This window comes from Bradyrhizobium sp. USDA 4454 (assembly GCF_054822705.1).
Window position 1 is genome coordinate 655,384 of sequence record NZ_JBTRCN010000001.1, and the last position, 15,980, is coordinate 671,363.

General features: G+C 65.0%; 14 protein-coding genes. 7 read left to right on the top strand and 7 right to left on the bottom strand.

The features are described from left to right. Positions 1-4 precede the first annotated feature (4 nt). The 6 genes from ACVIW0_RS02985 to ACVIW0_RS03010 all read left to right on the top strand — a co-directional run bounded on the left by ACVIW0_RS02985 (position 5) and on the right by ACVIW0_RS03010 (position 6,014). Positions 5-466 carry a DUF3237 domain-containing protein gene (locus ACVIW0_RS02985; RefSeq protein WP_461350972.1) on the top strand — a complete coding sequence of 154 codons (462 nt, stop codon included), beginning with the start codon at positions 5-7 and terminating at the stop codon, positions 464-466. Positions 467-715: 249 nt separating this feature from the next. After that, the gene (locus ACVIW0_RS02990) at positions 716-1,510 is read left to right on the top strand and encodes a crotonase/enoyl-CoA hydratase family protein (protein ID WP_461345474.1); all 795 of its coding nucleotides are present in this window, start codon (positions 716-718) and stop codon (positions 1,508-1,510) included. Then, a complete protein-coding gene (locus ACVIW0_RS02995) occupies positions 1,507-3,378 on the top strand; it encodes a feruloyl-CoA synthase (protein WP_461350973.1) in 1,872 nt (623 codons plus the stop codon). Before ACVIW0_RS02990 ends, ACVIW0_RS02995 begins: the two co-directional genes overlap by 4 nt. A gap of 20 nt (positions 3,379-3,398) precedes the next feature. Then, positions 3,399-4,160 (top strand): SDR family NAD(P)-dependent oxidoreductase, encoded by a 762-nt coding sequence (locus tag ACVIW0_RS03000; RefSeq protein ID WP_461350974.1) that lies wholly within the window; start codon positions 3,399-3,401, stop codon positions 4,158-4,160. 194 nt (positions 4,161-4,354) lie between these two features. Further along, positions 4,355-4,774 (top strand): acyl-CoA thioesterase, encoded by a 420-nt coding sequence (locus ACVIW0_RS03005; protein WP_461350975.1) that lies wholly within the window; start codon positions 4,355-4,357, stop codon positions 4,772-4,774. Between the two features lie 88 nt (positions 4,775-4,862). Next, positions 4,863-6,014 (top strand): ABC transporter substrate-binding protein, encoded by a 1,152-nt coding sequence (locus tag ACVIW0_RS03010; protein ID WP_461350976.1) that lies wholly within the window; start codon positions 4,863-4,865, stop codon positions 6,012-6,014. Positions 6,015-6,096: 82 nt separating this feature from the next. Here the strand turns inward: ACVIW0_RS03010 and ACVIW0_RS03015 are convergent, their stop codons facing one another. The 3 genes from ACVIW0_RS03015 to ACVIW0_RS03025 are packed head-to-tail and all read right to left on the bottom strand — an operon-like array spanning position 6,097 to position 9,640. Continuing rightward, a complete protein-coding gene (locus tag ACVIW0_RS03015) occupies positions 6,097-6,828 on the bottom strand; it encodes an ABC transporter ATP-binding protein (RefSeq protein WP_461350977.1) in 732 nt (243 codons plus the stop codon). Further along, positions 6,825-8,594: a branched-chain amino acid ABC transporter ATP-binding protein/permease gene (locus ACVIW0_RS03020; protein WP_461350978.1), complete on the bottom strand. Its 1,770-nt coding sequence runs from the start codon at positions 8,592-8,594 to the stop codon at positions 6,825-6,827. The genes ACVIW0_RS03015 and ACVIW0_RS03020 overlap by 4 nt, the downstream gene beginning before the upstream one ends. 5 nt (positions 8,595-8,599) lie before the next feature. Next, complete coding sequence (locus ACVIW0_RS03025; protein ID WP_461350979.1) at positions 8,600-9,640, bottom strand: branched-chain amino acid ABC transporter permease; 1,041 nt, start codon at positions 9,638-9,640, stop codon at positions 8,600-8,602. 179 nt (positions 9,641-9,819) lie between these two features. Between ACVIW0_RS03025 and ACVIW0_RS03030 the strand changes: the two genes are divergently transcribed. Next, on the top strand, positions 9,820-10,338 hold the full coding sequence (locus ACVIW0_RS03030; protein WP_456751929.1) for a MarR family winged helix-turn-helix transcriptional regulator: 519 nt from the start codon (positions 9,820-9,822) through the stop codon (positions 10,336-10,338). Positions 10,339-10,444: 106 nt separating this feature from the next. Here ACVIW0_RS03030 and ACVIW0_RS03035 read toward each other — a convergent pair whose 3' ends face one another. From ACVIW0_RS03035 to ACVIW0_RS03050, 4 genes are all read right to left on the bottom strand, one after another. After that, positions 10,445-11,728, bottom strand: coding sequence for a glycerate kinase type-2 family protein (locus ACVIW0_RS03035; RefSeq protein ID WP_461350980.1), 1,284 nt, complete (start codon positions 11,726-11,728; stop codon positions 10,445-10,447). 21 nt (positions 11,729-11,749) lie between these two features. After that, on the bottom strand, positions 11,750-12,982 hold the full coding sequence (locus ACVIW0_RS03040) for an ABC transporter substrate-binding protein (RefSeq protein WP_461350981.1): 1,233 nt from the start codon (positions 12,980-12,982) through the stop codon (positions 11,750-11,752). A 203-nt stretch (positions 12,983-13,185) separates the two neighbouring features. Beyond that, a complete protein-coding gene (locus ACVIW0_RS03045; protein ID WP_461350982.1) occupies positions 13,186-14,412 on the bottom strand; it encodes an ABC transporter substrate-binding protein in 1,227 nt (408 codons plus the stop codon). Between the two features lie 158 nt (positions 14,413-14,570). Continuing rightward, on the bottom strand, positions 14,571-15,797 hold the full coding sequence (locus ACVIW0_RS03050) for an ABC transporter substrate-binding protein (protein ID WP_461350983.1): 1,227 nt from the start codon (positions 15,795-15,797) through the stop codon (positions 14,571-14,573). Positions 15,798-15,980 lie beyond the last annotated feature (183 nt).

Here is a 15,980-nt window from a genome sequence, read left to right on the forward strand (position 1 = left end):
ATTCATGATACCCACGCTTCAGACCAAGTACGTCTTCACCATCACCGCGCGGGTCGCGGATGTGACGTCCGCCGGCGACATCGGCACCGGCGTGCGCCGCATCATTCCGATCGTCGGCGGCGAGGTGACGGGCGAGGGGATCAATGGCAAGGTGCTGCCGTTCGGTGCCGACTTCCAGATCATCCGGCCCAACGAGCTGATCGAGCTGGAGGCGAAATACGCCTTCGAGACCGACGACGGCGCCGTGGTCTATGTCGAGAACAAGGGCATCCGGTTCGGGCCGGTCGAGCTGTTGCAGAAGCTCAAGCGCGGCGAGCCGGTCGATCCGAAGCTGATCTATTTCCGCACCGTGCCGAAATTCGAAACCGGCGCGGAAAAATACCGCTGGCTGATGCAACACATCTTCGTCGGCTCCGCCGCCCGCCACGCCGACCGCGTCGTGATCGACGTGCATCAGGTGTTGTGAGCTCCGCTTGCGCAAACCTTGACAGCTTTCCCTGCCCCTTCTGTTCACAAGCGACAACGCATACTCGGTGTCGTCCCGGCCTTCGCCGGGACGACGGCGGTGTGCGCGGAAACGGTGTCGGCGCTCGCATGCGCACCGTGAATGGAATGGAGCCCTGCGTGCATTCCGCCAGCCTTCGCGACGTCCCGTCTTGACTCCCGCAATGATAGTTATAAAACATAACTATTCTAACCGGGAAACAATAACGCCATGGGAAACGCTGCCGACGCGGGTGACGCCTCGCTGCTCAGGATCGAGACGCGCGGAGCCGTGCTGACGGTCGGGCTCAACCGGCCCGCCAAGCGCAATGCGCTGAACGACGGCATCATCCTGGCGCTGCGGGACTGCTTTTCCGCGATATCGGACGATATCGGCGCCGTCGTCATCCATGGCATCGGCGATCACTTCTCGTCCGGCCTCGATCTCTCCGAACTGACCGAGCGCGACGCCACCGAGGGTCTGGTGCACTCCCAGATGTGGCACCGCGTGTTCGACCGCATCCAGTATTGCCGCGTGCCTGTGATCGCGGCGCTGAAGGGCGCGGTGATTGGCGGCGGGCTGGAGCTGGCCTGCGCCGCGCATATCCGGGTCGCCGAGCCGTCGGCCTATTTCGCACTGCCCGAGGGCCAGCGCGGCATCTTCGTCGGCGGCGGCGGATCGGTGCGGCTGCCGCGCCTGATCGGCGTGCCCCGGATGGCGGACATGATGCTGACCGGCCGGGTCTATTCGGCGACCGAGGGCGCCGCCTACGGCTTCTCGCAATATCTCACCGAGGCCGGCGGCGCGCTGCCGAAGGCGCTGGAGCTTGCCGAGCGCGTTGCCGCCAATGCGCCGCTGACCAATTTTGCCGTGTTGCAGGCGCTACCGATGATCGCCGAGGCCAATCCGCAGACCGGCCTGCTGATGGAATCGCTGATGGCGACGGTGGCGCAGAGCGACAAGGAAGCCAAGCAGCGGATCCGCGCGTTTCTGGATCGCAAGACCGCCAAGGTGAAGCCGACATGAATGCCACGTCGCCTGCGTTCACTGCGAGCGCGCACCCGCTGCGCCCGATCTCGTTCGGCAACCCTGATGTCACCGTCGAGCGCCGCGACGACGGCACGATCTATCTCCGTCCGAAAGTCGGCCTCGTCGACTTTCCGGCTCGTCTCACGGATCGCCTGCACCACTGGGCGAAGGCCGAGCCGAACCGCGTGTTCATGGCCGAGCGTGCCGCCGGCGGCGGCTGGCGGCAGATCACCTACGCGCAATTGCTTGAAACCACGCGGCGGATCGCCTCCGCGCTGATCGCGCGCGGATTGTCGGCCGAGCGACCGATCGTGATCCTGTCGGGCAATTCGATCGATCACGCGCTGGTCGCACTTGGTGCGCTCTATGCCGGCGTTCCGTTCTGCCCGGTGTCGCCGGCCTATTCGCTGGTGTCGCGCGACTATGGCAAGCTCAGCTTTGTCATCAAGCTTTTGACACCCGGCCTCGTCTTCGTTGACGATGCCGATAAATTTTCCGATGCCTTGCGCGCCAATGTCGGACCCGACGTCGAGATCGCGGCAAGCCGCGGAGCTGTCGCCGGCCGCGTCGTGACGCGGCTCGCCGGCTTGATGGCAACGCCGGAAGACCCGCGCCTCGACGCGATCAACGCGGCGATCGGGCCGGACACAATTGCGAAGTTCCTGCTGACCTCGGGGTCGACCGGCAACCCCAAGGCCGTCATCAATACCCAGCGCATGATCTGCGCCAACCAGGTGATGCTGCGCGAAACGCTGGCGTTCCTCAAGGACGAGCCGCCTGTCATCGTCGACTGGCTGCCGTGGAATCACACCTTCGGCGGCAACCACAATGTCGGACTGACGCTTTATAACGGCGGCTCGATGTATCTCGATGAGGGCAAGCCGATGCCCGGCGGCATCGAGGAGACCGTGCGAAACCTGCGCGAGATCTCGCCGACGGTCTATTTCAACGTGCCCAAGGGCTATGAATCGCTGCTGCCCTATCTGCGTGACGATGCGGCCTTGCGGGCAAGGTTCTTCCACCGGCTGCACGCGATGTTCTTCTCCGGCGCCGCACTGTCGCCGTTCGTCTGGAACAGCCTCGATGCGCTCGCCGTGCAGGAGAAGGGCTATCGGGTGCCGATGCTGACCGGGCTCGGCGCCACCGAGACCTCGCCGTTCTTCATGTCGGTGCGGCCCGACACCAGCCGGTCCGGCCATGTCGGGCTTCCGGTATCGGGCAATGAGGCGAAGCTGGTGCCGAACAACGGCAAGCTCGAGGTGCGCGCCAGGGGCCCGAACGTGACGCCCGGCTACTGGCGGCAGCCCGAGCTGACTGCGAAGGCGTTCGATCAGGAAGGTTTCTACAAGTTCGGCGATGCGCTGAAGCCTGCCAACCCCGGCGATCTCGACGCCGGATTCGATTTCGACGGCCGGATCGCCGAGGATTTCAAGCTGGCGAGCGGGACCTGGGTCAGCGTCGGGCCGTTGCGGGCGCGCTTCGTCGGGACCTGCGCGCCGCTGGTGCGCGACGTCGTGATCGCCGGCATCAACCGCGACGAGCTGGCTGCGATCGTGATCCTCGATCTCGATGGCTGCCGCCTGATCAATCCGGCGCTTGCTGCCAATGACATCGCGGCCGCGGCCAATGATCCGTTGGTGCGCGCAGCCTTTCGCGAACGTTTCGCGCGGGTCCTGGCCGGCGCAACCGGCTCGTCGACCCGGATCGCACGGGCGATCCTGCTCGACACGCCGCTGTCGATCGATCGCGGCGAGGTCACCGACAAGGGCTCGATCAACCAGCGCGCCGTGCTGGAGCATCGCACCGACATCATCGAAGCGCTCTACGCGCCGGTGCCGCCGGCATCGGTGATCACACTTGTCTGATGTTTGAAGAGGAGCATGCCATGCAGTTGAAGGACCAGGCCGCCATCGTCACCGGCGGCGCATCGGGATTGGGAGCTGCGACCGCGCGCCGGCTGGCCGCGCAGGGCGCAAAGGTCGCGGTCTGCGACCTCAACGCCAAGCTCGCCGAGAGCGTCGCGGCCGAGATCGGCGGCATTGCCGTGGTCTGCGACGTCGCCGATGCGGCGGCCGCGGAAGCCGCGGTCGCTGCCGCCGCCAAGACGCATGGCCCGGCGCGCGTGCTGGTGAATTGCGCCGGCATCGGCGTCGCCAAGCGCGTGATCGGCCGCGAGGGCCCGATGGCGCTTGCCGATTTCGACAAGGTCATCAAGGTGAATCTGATTGGCTCCTTCAACATGCTGCGGCTTGCAACTGCCGAGATGTCGAAGCTCGAGCCGCTGGCGACCGGCGAGCGCGGCGTCGTGATCTCGACGGCGTCGGTCGCGGCCTATGACGGCCAGATCGGGCAGGCGGCCTATTCGGCCTCCAAGGGCGGCATTGTTGCGATGACCTTGCCGATCGCGCGCGAGCTCGCGCAGTTCGGCATCCGCGTGCTGACCATCGCGCCCGGCCTATTCATGACGCCGTTGCTGGCTGGCCTGCCGCAGGAAGCGCAGGATTCGCTCGCCGCCGCGATCCCGTTCCCGCGCCGGCTCGGCCAGGCCGACGAGTTCGCCTCGCTGGCGCTGCACATGATCGACAATCCCTATCTGAACGGCGAAGTGGTGCGGCTCGATGCCGCGCTCCGGATGGCGCCGCGCTAACGCATGATGACGCGTATGACCCGAGAACATTCGATCAGCCCGCTTCTACCTCTCCCATGGGGAGAGGTCGGATCGCACAGCGATCCGGGTGAGGGGTTCGGATCAACAACGAAGACCGTACCCCCTCACCCCAGCCCTCTCCCCATGGGAGAGGGAGCTCACCGCCACCGCCGCGGCATCGGAGTTGGGTAATCATGTTCGTCAATCGGCGCGACGTGCAGATCCAGTGGGGCGATTGCGACCCCGCCAACATCGTCTATTACCCGCGCTACTTCGCGATGTTCGACGATTCGACCTCGATCATGTTCGAGGCCGCCGGTTGCTCGAAGCAGGACCTCGTCCACAAATACGGCCTGGTGGGCATTCCCATGGTCGACACGCGGGCGAAATTCCACATCCCGTCGACCCATGGTGACTGGATCAGCATCGAGAGCCGCATCGAGAGCATCAAGCGCTCGAGCTTCGAGGTGGTGCACCGCGTGTTCAAGGGCGAGGCGCTGGCGATCGAGGCGTTCGAGACCAGGGTGCTGGTCGGCCGTCACCCGGACGATCCGGCCAGGCTGAAATCGGCGCCATTTCCGCAGGAGGTCATCGACCGCTTCATGAAGGGCTGACTTGCCGTCCTTCATGACCTAAAGAAGGGGCTGAATTGGCCCGCAAAACCGGTTTAAACCCAAAAAATATATCCGCAGGGAGGAATGAATGAGGAAGGCCACTCTCGCCACAGCAGTGCTCGCGGCTGTCATCGCGCTGCCGGGCTTGCCCGCGCTGGCGCAGACCAATGAGATCACCATCGGCATCTCGCTCTCGACCACGGGCCCCGCCGCGGCGCTCGGCATCCCCGAGCGCAACGCGCTCGATTTCGTGCCGAAGGAGATCGCCGGCGTGCCGCTGAAGCTGATCGTGCTCGACGACGCCGGCGATCCGACCGCTGCGACCACCAATGCGCGGCGCTTCGTCACCGAGTCCAAGGCCGACATCATCATGGGCTCCTGCATCACGCCGACGACGATCGCGGTGTCGACGGTCGCCAACGAGGCCGGCATCCCGCATTTCGGCCTTGCGCCGTTCCCTATCAACGACGCCCGCGCGAAATGGTCGGTCGACCTGCCGCAGTCGATTCCGATCATGGGCAAGGTGCTCTACGAGCACATGAAGGCGCACAACATCAAGACCGTCGGCTATATCGGCTATTCGGATTCATATGGCGATCTCTGGGTCAACGATTTCAAGGCGCAGGCCGTGCCGATGGGCCTGACCATGACCGACGAGGAGCGCTTCGCGCGTCCGGATACGTCGGTGGCGGGGCAGGTGCTGAAGCTCGTTGCCGCCAATCCCGACGCCATCCTGGTCGGCGCCTCCGGCACCGCCGCGGCGCTGCCGCAGACCGCGCTGCGCGAGCGCGGCTACAAGGGCCTGATCTACCAGACCCACGGTGCCGCCACCATGGACTTCATCCGCATCGCCGGCGCCTCGGCGGAAGGCGTCATCATGTCGGCTGGCCCGATCATGTCGCCGGAAACGCAAGCCGACAGCGCGCTGACCAAGAAGCCGGGCCTCACGCTGAACGCGGCCTATGAAGCCAAATACGGCGCCAACAGCCGCAGCCAGTTCGCCGGCCATTCCTACGACGCGTTCCAGGTGCTGAATCGCATCATCCCGGTGGCGCTGAAGACCGCCAAGCCCGGCACGGTGGAATTCCGCGAGGCGATCCGCCAGGCGCTGATCTCCGAAAAAGAGATCGTCGCGTCCCAGGGCGTCTACAACTGGACCGAAAAGGACCGCTACGGCCTCGACGACCGCTCGCGCATCCTGCTGACGGTCAAGGACGGCAAATACGTCCCGGCGATGTGAGCTGGGCGCGATCTGCGAAACGAAAAGCCGGGCTACGGACCGGCTCTTTTGTTGTCTCTGGGATGGGGCATTTCCCAGCGCCTCAAATCGCGCTCTCGCCTTCGTGCTGGAAGCCGAGATAGCTCGCGGCGACGCCCTTGTTGGCGGCGATTTCATTCGCGGGGCCTGACAGCACGAATTCGCCGAGCTCCATCACATAGGCGCGGTCGGCGATCTGCAGCGCGGCTTGCGCGTTCTGCTCGACCAGCAGCACCGAGACGCCGGCGGCGCGGAGTTCGCCGACGATGCGGAAGATGTCGGCGACGATGATCGGGGCGAGGCCGAGGCTCGGCTCGTCCAGCATCAGGAGTTTCGGCGCACCCATCAGCGCGCGGCCCATCGCCAGCATCTGCTGCTCGCCGCCGGACAGCGTGCCGGCGAGCTGCCTGCGGCGTTCCTTGAGCCGCGGAAACAGCGTGTAGACCCGCTCCAGCGAGGTCGCCGCGGCCGCCTTCGCGATCCGGAACGCGCCGAGCTCGAGATTGTCCTCGACATTCATGGTGCCGAACAATTCGCGATGCTCGGGCACCAGGCTGAGGCCGGTGGCGACGCGGTCCTCGATGTCTAATGGCGCCATGTCGACGCCGGCGAAGCTGGTGCGGCCCCGCAGCGGCAGCACGCCCATGATGGCGTTGAGCAGCGTGGTCTTGCCGGCGCCGTTGGCGCCGATGATGGTGACGATCGCGTTATCCGCGACGTCGAGCGAGACGCCGCGCACGGCTTCGACCTTGCCGTAGGAGATGTGAACGTCGGTGACCGATAGCAGCGCGCTCATGCGGCGGCTCCGAGATAGGCCTTGATGACGTCGGGGTTGCGCTTGATCGCAGCCGGCGTGCCCTCGGCGATCTTGGTGCCGAAATCGAGCACCACGATGCGGTCGGCGAGATCCATCACGAAGCCCATGTCGTGTTCGACCAGCAGCACCGACATGCCGCCGTCGCGCAATTGCCGGAGCAGCGTGGCGAGCCGCTGCTTCTCCATGTGGCGCAGCCCGGCGGCCGGTTCGTCGAGCAACAGCAGCATCGGATCGACGCACAGTGCGCGGGCGATCTCGACGATGCGCTGCTGCCCGAGCGACAGCGAGCCGGCGAGCTGGTCGATCTGGTCGGACAGGCCGACGCGCGCGATCTGCCGCGCGGCCTCCGCCAGCAGCTTCTCCTCGTCGGCGCGGTCGAGCCGCAGCATGCTGGAGATCGCGCCGGAATTGCCGCGCAGATGCGCGCCGATCGCGACGTTCTCCAGCACGGTCATGTCGGGCACCAGCTTGACGTGCTGGAACGTTCTGGAAACACCGAGCTTGACCACCTCCTGCGGCGGCGCGTTCGCGACCTCGTTGCCGAGTACCGCGATCTTGCCGCTCGTTGCGGACAGCACGCCGGTGATCAGGTTGAAGGTCGTGCTCTTGCCGGCGCCGTTCGGGCCGATCAGCGCGACGATCTCGCGGGCGTTGACGTCGAACGAGACATCGTTCACCGCGAGCACGCCGCCGAACTGTTTTCGCGCCTTCTCGACGTGCAGCAGCACCGGGGATGTTCCCGGCGCCCGCTCGCGGTGCTCCAGCTTCACCGAGGTGTCCGGGATCTTGCGGGCGGGCTTGAACGGCAGAACCGCCATCAGCCAGGGCCAGACGCCCTGCGGCGCGAGCTGCAACAGCAGCACCAGCATGATGCCGAACACGATGGTCTCGAGCTGGCTCTGGCCGCCGAAGATGTAGGGCAGATAGCTCTGCAACACCTCTTTCAGGATCACGACGATCCCGGCGCCGAGCACGCCGCCCCAAACGTAGCCCGCGCCGCCGACGACGGCGATGAACAGATATTCGATGCCGGCCTGCGCGCCGAACGGCGTCGGGTTGGCGGCGCGCTGGAAATGCGCATAGAGCCAGCCGGACAGGCCGGCCAGCACCGCGGCATAGATGAACACCAGCAGCTTGGCGCGCGGCGTCTGCACGCCGAACGCTTCGGCGGCGATATGGCCGCGTCGCAGCGCGCGGATCGCGCGCCCGGTGCGGGAATCCAGCAGGTTCATCGTCAGCAGCGCCGCGAGCAGCACCGCGACCCAGATCGCGTAATAGATCGTGTCCGGGTTCAGCATCTTGAACGAGCCGATCGAAAGCGGCGGGATGCCCGAGATGCCGTCGTTGCGGCCGAGGAATTCCAGCTTGCTGAACAGATAGAACAGGCCGATGCCCCAGGCGATGGTGCCGAGCGGCAAATAGTGACCCGACAGCCGCACCGTGACGAGGCCGAGCAGCACGGCGGCGATGCCGCTGACCAAAAGCGACGCCGGCAGCGTCAGCCAGGGTGAGACGCCGTAGGCGGTGGTCAGCACCGCGGTGGTATAGGCGCCAAAACCGCAGAACGCGGCCTGCCCGAACGAGGTGAGGCCGCCGACGCCGGTGAGCAGCACCAGTCCCATCGCGACCAGCGCGGCGAGGCCGATATTGTCGAGCAGCACGATCCAGAATGGCGGGATGCCCGGGACGAACGGGATCGCCGCCAGCACCAGCGCGAAAATGATGAGAGGAAGCCGCTGCGTCATCGCGCTCAATCCTTCTCTTCTTCGACCTGGGGTGCTGCGAGCGAGCGCAGCACCAGGACGGGAAGGATCAGCGTGAACACGATGACTTCCTTGAAATTGCTGGCATAGAACGACGAGAAGGCCTCGACGATGCCGACCAGGATGGCGGCGACCGCGGTCAGGGGATAGCTGACCAGGCCGCCGATGATGGCGGCGATGAAGCCTTTCAGGCCGATCAGGAAGCCGGTGTCGTAATAGAGCGTGGTGATCGGCACGATCAGGATGCCGGAAATCGCGCCGATCACGGAGGCGAGCAGGAACGCGATCTGGCCCGACAGCGTGGTGCGGATGCCGACCAGGCGGGCGCCCAGCCGATTGACCGCGGTAGCGCGCAGCGCCTTGCCGGTCCTGGTGTAGCCGAAGAACAGCCACAGCGCGACGATGAAGCCGACCGTCAGGCCGTAGACCGCAAGGCTCTGGCCGGTGAAGCGCAGCGGACCGGCGGTCACCGCGGCATTCGACAGCGCCGGGCCGCGCAGGCCCTCGGCACCGAAGAACACCAGGCCGAGGCCCTGCAGCGCCAGATGGCAGCCGACCGAAGCGATCAACAGCACCAGCACCGAGGTGTGCGCGATCGGCTGGAACGCGATGCGGTAGAGGAACAGCCCGATCGCCGCGACGATCAGGAGCGCCAGCGCGATGTTGACGGCGATCGGTGTATGGGGACCAACCAGCGCATAGACGAGGCCGAGCAGTGCCACGGGGAAGGCGACGTTGACCGCGACCGAGCGCACGACCAGCCGGGCATGCAGCGCCTTGCGGGCGAAGAACAGGTCGAGCGCGAACGCGACGAGGCCCATCGCGACGGCAAGCCGCACGGTGCCGGGCACCTGCCCGGTCGCCAGCATGGCGTAGCTCAGCGCGCCGTAGGTCACGAATTCGCCCTGCGGGATCAGGATCACCCGCGTCACCGCGAACACCAGCACCAGGGCCAGCCCCAGCAGTGCGTAGATTGCGCCATTGGTGATGCCGTCCTGCAGCAGGAACAGCATGATCGTTGTGTTCAAGGCCGAGCGCTCCCCCTCAAGCGTCGGGCCGCCACAGCCGGCTGTGCCGGGCGGGTCGGCCGATATCGGCTGTTGATAGAAGCCGATATTAGATATAGCGGATAACAATTATTAGATATAATCTCAAGGTCCCCGAGTGTCCCGTGGGGTTTTTGTACCGGGATTGCGAGCCTGGCGCGATGACTGTTTCCAAGACCGCCTCCGATGCCGTCCGTTCGTCGCGCGACCAGCGCAGGGAACCGGTCGATCCTGCCGGGGACGACAGCATGCTGCAACTGGGCGAGCTGTCGGGGTTGCTCGGCTATTCGCTGAAGCGCGCACAGCTCAGGGTATTCGAGGACTTTCTGCGCTGCGTCGCGCCGTTGCAGCTGACGCCGGCGCAGTTCTCGGTGCTGCTGCTGCTCGACAAGAATCCCGGCCGCAACCAGACCGAGATCGCCAATACGCTCGGCATCCTCAGGCCGAATTTCGTCGCGATGCTCGACGCGCTGGAGAGCCGCGACCTTTGCGCGCGAATGCGCTCGACCAACGACCGCCGCTCCCACATCCTGGTGCTGACCGACCGGGGCCGGGCCGTGCTGGCGCGCGCCAAGAAGCTGGTCGCCAACAAGCACGAGGCACGGCTGATCGAGGTGCTCGGCCCGGCCAACCACGCCGCGCTGCTGGAGATGCTGGCAAAGCTCGCGCAGGAGTTTTGAGGCACTGTCATTCCGGGGCGTCGCGCAGCGACGAACCCGGAATCCAGAAGTTGTGACGCGAGATTCCGGGTTCGATGCTGCGCATCGCCCCGGAATGACGGATGCGTCAATCCACCAAAATCACGCGCACGTCGTTGACGTTGGTCAGCGTCGGCCCGGTCAGCAGCAAATCCCCGGTCTGCGCGAAGAAGCCGGTGGCATCGTTGTTCTCCAGATACGCCCGAGGGTCGAGGCCGAGCGATTTCATCTTCGCAAACGTCGCCCGGTCGATCACCGCGCCGGCGGGGTCGGTCGCGCTGCCGGCGCCGCCATCGGCGCCGTCGGTGTCGGCGGCAAGCGCTGCGATGTCGGGCGTATCCTTGAGCAGGTCGGCGAGCGCCAGTGCGTATTCCTGGTTGGGGCCGCCGCGGCCGTTGCCGCGCACGGTCACGGTGAGCTCGCCGCCGGAGATGATCGCGACGCGCCTGCCCTCGCTGCGCGCCTTGAGCGCCAGCCGCGCGTGCGCGGCCGCGACCTCGCGGGCCTCGCCTTCGAGATCGGCGCCGAGCGCGATGGTCTCGTAGCCGGCGTCCTGCGCGACCTTCACCGCGGCTTCGATCGATGCCTTCGGCTTTGCCAGCAGTTCGAATGTCGCCCGGGCAAAGGCCGGATCGCCGGGCTTGCAGCTTTCGTTGCCGGGATCGTCGAGTGCACGGCGGACCGCGTCGTCGACCGAGAGATTGTATTTGGCGACCAGCGCGCGGGCATCCGCCAGCGTGGTCGGATCCGGCACCGTCGGCCCCGAGGCGATCGCGGAGGGATCGTCGTGCGGTACGTCCGAAATCGCCAGCGTCACGATCTCGGCGGCGTGCTGCCCGGCGCGCGCCAGCCGTCCGCCCTTGATCCGCGACAGATGCTTGCGGACGGTGTTCATCTCGCCGATCGGCGCGCCGGAGCGCAGCAGCGCGCGGTTGACCTGCTGCTTCTGGATAAAGCTGACGCCCTCGACGGGGGCGATCCAGTTCGCCGAGCCGCCGCCGGTCAACAGCACCAGCAGCAGATCGTCCGGTGTCGCCTCTGCCGCCAGCCGCAGCGTATCGTCGGCTGCGCGCAGGCCGGCTTCATCGGGCACGGGGTGGCCGGCCTCGACCACCTTGATGCGGCGGGTCGGCACGCCATGGCCGTGACGGGTGGTCGCGATGCCGAGCAGCCGCGACGGTGCCAGGCCGAGCGTGTCGAGATAGTGCCGCTCCGCCGCGGCCGCCATGGCGCCTGCGCCCTTGCCGGCAGCGAGGCAGATCACGCGCCCCTTCGGTACCGGCCGCAGCCGCGATGCCAGCACCACATCGGGATGCGCAGCCGCCACCGCGGCATCGAAGATCGAACGCAGGAATGGACGACGGTCGGTCATGGCAGTGCTTTCGTTACGCGTTCAGTTGCCGGCGATCTCGCCGCTGATGACGTCGCCGAACAACTGCCAGCGTTCGCCCTTGAACTGCATCAGCTGCAACTGCTCGATCGGCTGGAAGTCGGCCGGCCCGGTCGACAGCGTCACGCCCGGCAACAGGCCGCCCTGCGCAAACTGCTTCAGGCTTGCCGCCTGCTTCATCACATTGGCGCGGGTGAGGTCGTCGCCGCAGCGGCGCAGCACCTCGACCATGGTGGTTGCCATGTTGTAGCCGGTCATCGCCGAGGCATCGACGCGGTTGGTGTCGGGCATGTATTTGGCGAGCAGCTCATCGAACGCCTTCATGCCGGGATCATCCTTCCACTGCGGATCGCTGGCGTCCTTGGCGTAGGCCGCCGAGATCACGCCCTGCGCATTGTCGAGGCCCGCGGGGCGCATCACCGTCGCGGTGGAGGCGGAGACGTTGGACACGATCGTCACCGGCTTCCAGTTCATCTCGCCGAGCTTCTTGATCGCCTGGGCGCCGAATTTCGGCGTGGTGAAGAAGATGATGACGTCGGGATTGGAGGATTTCAGCCGCACCACGTGGGAATCGATGGTCGGCTCGGCGACCTCGTAGCTTTCCTTGGCGGCGATCCGGGCGGGATCGCTGGCGAAGCCGTCTTCGAGGCCTTTCAGATAGTCCTTGCCCATGTCGTCGTTCTGATAGAGCACCGCGACCTTGGCTTCGGGCTTCTCCTTGAGCAGATATTTAGCGTAGATCCGCGATTCGCTCTGGTAGCTCGGCAGCCAGCCCATGGTCCACGGGAAGGTCTTCGGGTCGTTCCACTTGGTCGCGCCGGTGGCGACGAACAGCTGCGGCACCTTCTTGGCGTTGAGATATTTCTGGATCGCGGTGTTGGAGGCGGTGCCGAGCGTGCCGAACAGGAACAGCACCTCGTCGCTCTCGACCAGCTTGCGCGCCTGCTCCACGGCCTTCGGCGGCGAATAGGCATCGTCATAGGAGATGAAGTTGATCTTGCGGCCATTGATGCCGCCCTCGTCGTTGACCTTCTTGAACACCGCGGCCATTGCCTTGCCGACTACGCCATAGGCTGAGGCCGGGCCGCTATAGGGCACGATATTGCCGATCTTGATCTCGGTGTCGCTCGCGCCGGTGTCGTATTTCTTCTGCGCCCATGCGGCATAGCCCGTCGCGGTGGCGATGGCGAGGCCGAGCAGGGCGGTTGCGACACGGTGACGGATCCGCTTCGGCATGTCCCGAAAACTCCTTGTTGTTGCCGGCGCGCAAGGGCGCCGAGTTCTTTGTCGGGGTCTTGCCGGTTTACCTAGCGCATTGCCGGACAAAGTGTAAGCGGGCATCGCCCTCCGGGGCGATGAGCAGATAACAGGGTTCATGAAAAAGCCCCCTGCGACGGTATCGCGCAGGGGGCCATTCTCAGTCGGCAATTCGCGAAAAATCAGCCGCCGACGTCGGCGCTGATGACGTCGCCGAACAATTCCCATTTCTCGCCCTTGAACTTCATCAGCTGCAGCTGGCTGATCGGGGCGAAATCGGTCGGCGAGGTGTTGATCTTGATGCCGGGCAGCAGCACCTCGGTACGGAAGTCCTTGAGGTTCGCCGCCTGCTTCATAACGTTCTCGCGGGTGAGGTTGTCACCGCACTGCTTCAGCACCTGGACCAGCGTCTGCGCCACGCCGAAGCCGACCACGGTGCCGCCGTCGAGCTTGTCGCCCTCGGGGAAATCCTTGGCCATGAAAGCGTAGAATTCCTTCATGCCGGGATCATTGTCCCACTGCCTGTCGGAAGCATCCTTCAGATAGGCGGCGGAAATGATGTCCTGCGCGTTCTCGAAGCCGGCCGGCTTGATCACGCTGCCGACCGAGGCCGACACGTTGTTGAGGAAGTGGGTCGGCTTCCAGCCGATCTCGGCGACCTTCTTGATCGCCTGTGCCGCGAATTTCGGCGTCGCGATGTCGATGAAGACGTCGGCGTTGCTGGCCTTCAGCTTGACGATGTTGCTGTCGATGGTCGGCTGGGACGTTTCGAAGCTCTCTTCGGCGACGATCATGCTGGCGGCCTTCTGGCCGAGGCCGTCCTTGAGGCCCTTCAGATAGTCCTTGCCGTAATCGTCATTCTGGTAGAGCACCGCGATCTTGGCGTTCGGCATGTTCTTCAGGATGTACTTGGCGTAGATCTGGGTCTCGCTCTGGTAATTGGGCTGCCAGCCCATGGTCCAGGGAAAGTCCTTCGGGTCGTTCCACTTGGTGGCGCCGGTGGCGACGAACAGCTGCGGCACTTTCTTGGCGTTCATGTATTTCTGGATCGCCGAGTTCGACGGCGTGCCGAGCGAATTGAAGATCAGCAGCACTTCATCGCTTTCCACGAGCTTGCGGGCCTGCTCCACCGCCTTCGGCGGCGAGTAGGCGTCATCGTAGGAGATGAAGTTGATCTTGCGGCCGTTGATGCCGCCGGCGTCGTTGATCTTCTTGAAATAGGCGGCCTCGGTGCGGCCGATGATGCCATAGGCGGAGGCGGGGCCGCTGTAGGGCATGATGTTGCCGATCTTGATCTCGGTATCGGTGGCGCCGGTGTCGTATTTCTTCTGGGCAAACGCGGCGCTGCCGGACGTCGCGACGAGCGCGAGCGCAGCCCCGAGGACCGCAAGTCTGGTGGTAACGGACATTGATGTCTCTCTCCCTGTTGTCAGACGAATGTGTCGCGGCCGCCTGTTCCGGTGGCTCTGTTGTTATCGGGTGAAATTACCAGCTTAGGCGGGACGCCTCAACGGAAAGCCCCTGCGAGAACGCCGCAGGGGCCGCGTCTTTAGTCGATAACTCCGGCTCAGCCGCCGATGTCGCCGCTCAAAATTTCACCGAAGCGGTCCCAGGTCTCGCCCTTGAACCGCATCAGTTGCAGTTGCGAAAGCGGCGCGAAATCGATCGCCGAGGTGTTGGCCTTGATGCCCGGCAGCAGTCCGCCGAGTTCGAGGTCGCGCAGGCTGGCGGCCTGCTTCATGACGTTCTCCCGCGTCAGATTGTCGCCGCACGCCCGCAGCACGTGCTCGAGGCCCTGCGCGACGGTGTAGGCGTACATCACGGAGGCGTCGGCGCGGTTTGCATCGGGGTAGTACTTATCCAGGAATGCGTTCCAGGCGATCATGCCCTTGTCGGTCTTCCACTGCGGATCGGTCGGATCCTTGAGGTACTGCGACGAGATGATGCCCTGGGCGGCCTCGAAGCCCGCCGGCTTGATCACGCTGCCAATCGAGGACGAGACGTTGTTGAGAAAGTGCAGCGGATGCCAGTTGAGCTCGGCATTCTTCTTGATCGCCTGTGCCGCGAATTTCGGCGTCGTGATGTTGAAGAACACGTCGGCGCCGGAGGCCTTGAGCCTGACGATGTGGGAATCGATGGTCGGCTCCGTCACCTCGTAGCTGTCCTCGGCGACGATCATGGACGCGGCCTTGGCTCCGAGCCCGTCCTTGAATCCCTTCAAATAGTCCTTGCCGTAATCGTCGTTCTGGTAGAGCACCGCGATCTTGGCGTCCGGCTTGTTCTTCAGGATGTACTTCGCATAGATGATGGACTCGCTCTGGTAATTCGGCTGCCAGCCCATCGTCCAGGGAAACTCCTTCGGGTCGTTCCACTTGGTGGCGCCGGTGGCGACGAACAGTTGCGGCACCTTCTTCTGGTTCATGTATTTCTGGATCGCCGAGTTCGGTGGCGTGCCGAGCGAATTGAAGATCATCAGCACCTCGTCGCTCTCGACCAGCTTGCGCGCCTGTTCGACGGTCTTCGGCGGCGTGTAGGCGTCGTCGTAACTGATGAACGTGATCTTGCGGCCGTTGATGCCGCCCTCGGCGTTGATCTTGCGGAAATAGGCCTCCTCGGTCTTGCCGATCACGCCATAGGCGGACGCCGCTCCGCTATAGGGCATGATGTTGCCGATCTTGATCTCGGTGTCGCTGGCGCCGGTGTCGTATTTCTTCTGGGCAAGCGCTGCGCTGCCGGATGCGGAGACGAGCGCGAACGCAACGGCAAAAGCCGCCAGATGTCGTATTGCAGACATGCGGTTTCTCTCCCTGATAGCAGATGATGTGTCGCGGCCCCCTGTTTCGAGGGCTCGTTGTTGTCAGTGAAAACTATCATCTTACCGGGGGCGCCTCAACGAAAAGCCCCCGTGGCGTGACCGCAGGGGCTGCATCTTTAGTCGACAATATCGGGAGCTGATGGTCTTGCCGCGCGATCCGCA

What these genes read in the sequence shown, in the direction of transcription:
- ACVIW0_RS03035 (WP_461350980.1), bottom strand. Translation starts at nt 11,728, where the DNA reads ATGACCGACCGTCGTCCATTCCTGCGTTCGATCTTCGATGCCGCGGTG.
- ACVIW0_RS03050 (WP_461350983.1), bottom strand. Translation starts at nt 15,797, where the DNA reads ATGTCTGCAATACGACATCTGGCGGCTTTTGCCGTTGCGTTCGCGCTC.
- ACVIW0_RS02995 (WP_461350973.1), top strand. Translation starts at nt 1,507, where the DNA reads ATGAATGCCACGTCGCCTGCGTTCACTGCGAGCGCGCACCCGCTGCGC.
- ACVIW0_RS03010 (WP_461350976.1), top strand. Translation starts at nt 4,863, where the DNA reads ATGAGGAAGGCCACTCTCGCCACAGCAGTGCTCGCGGCTGTCATCGCG.
- ACVIW0_RS03040 (WP_461350981.1), bottom strand. Translation starts at nt 12,982, where the DNA reads ATGCCGAAGCGGATCCGTCACCGTGTCGCAACCGCCCTGCTCGGCCTC.
- ACVIW0_RS03030 (WP_456751929.1), top strand. Translation starts at nt 9,820, where the DNA reads ATGACTGTTTCCAAGACCGCCTCCGATGCCGTCCGTTCGTCGCGCGAC.
- ACVIW0_RS03000 (WP_461350974.1), top strand. Translation starts at nt 3,399, where the DNA reads ATGCAGTTGAAGGACCAGGCCGCCATCGTCACCGGCGGCGCATCGGGA.
- ACVIW0_RS03005 (WP_461350975.1), top strand. Translation starts at nt 4,355, where the DNA reads ATGTTCGTCAATCGGCGCGACGTGCAGATCCAGTGGGGCGATTGCGAC.
- ACVIW0_RS02990 (WP_461345474.1), top strand. Translation starts at nt 716, where the DNA reads ATGGGAAACGCTGCCGACGCGGGTGACGCCTCGCTGCTCAGGATCGAG.
- ACVIW0_RS02985 (WP_461350972.1), top strand. Translation starts at nt 5, where the DNA reads ATGATACCCACGCTTCAGACCAAGTACGTCTTCACCATCACCGCGCGG.
- ACVIW0_RS03045 (WP_461350982.1), bottom strand. Translation starts at nt 14,412, where the DNA reads ATGTCCGTTACCACCAGACTTGCGGTCCTCGGGGCTGCGCTCGCGCTC.
- ACVIW0_RS03015 (WP_461350977.1), bottom strand. Translation starts at nt 6,828, where the DNA reads ATGAGCGCGCTGCTATCGGTCACCGACGTTCACATCTCCTACGGCAAG.
- ACVIW0_RS03020 (WP_461350978.1), bottom strand. Translation starts at nt 8,594, where the DNA reads ATGACGCAGCGGCTTCCTCTCATCATTTTCGCGCTGGTGCTGGCGGCG.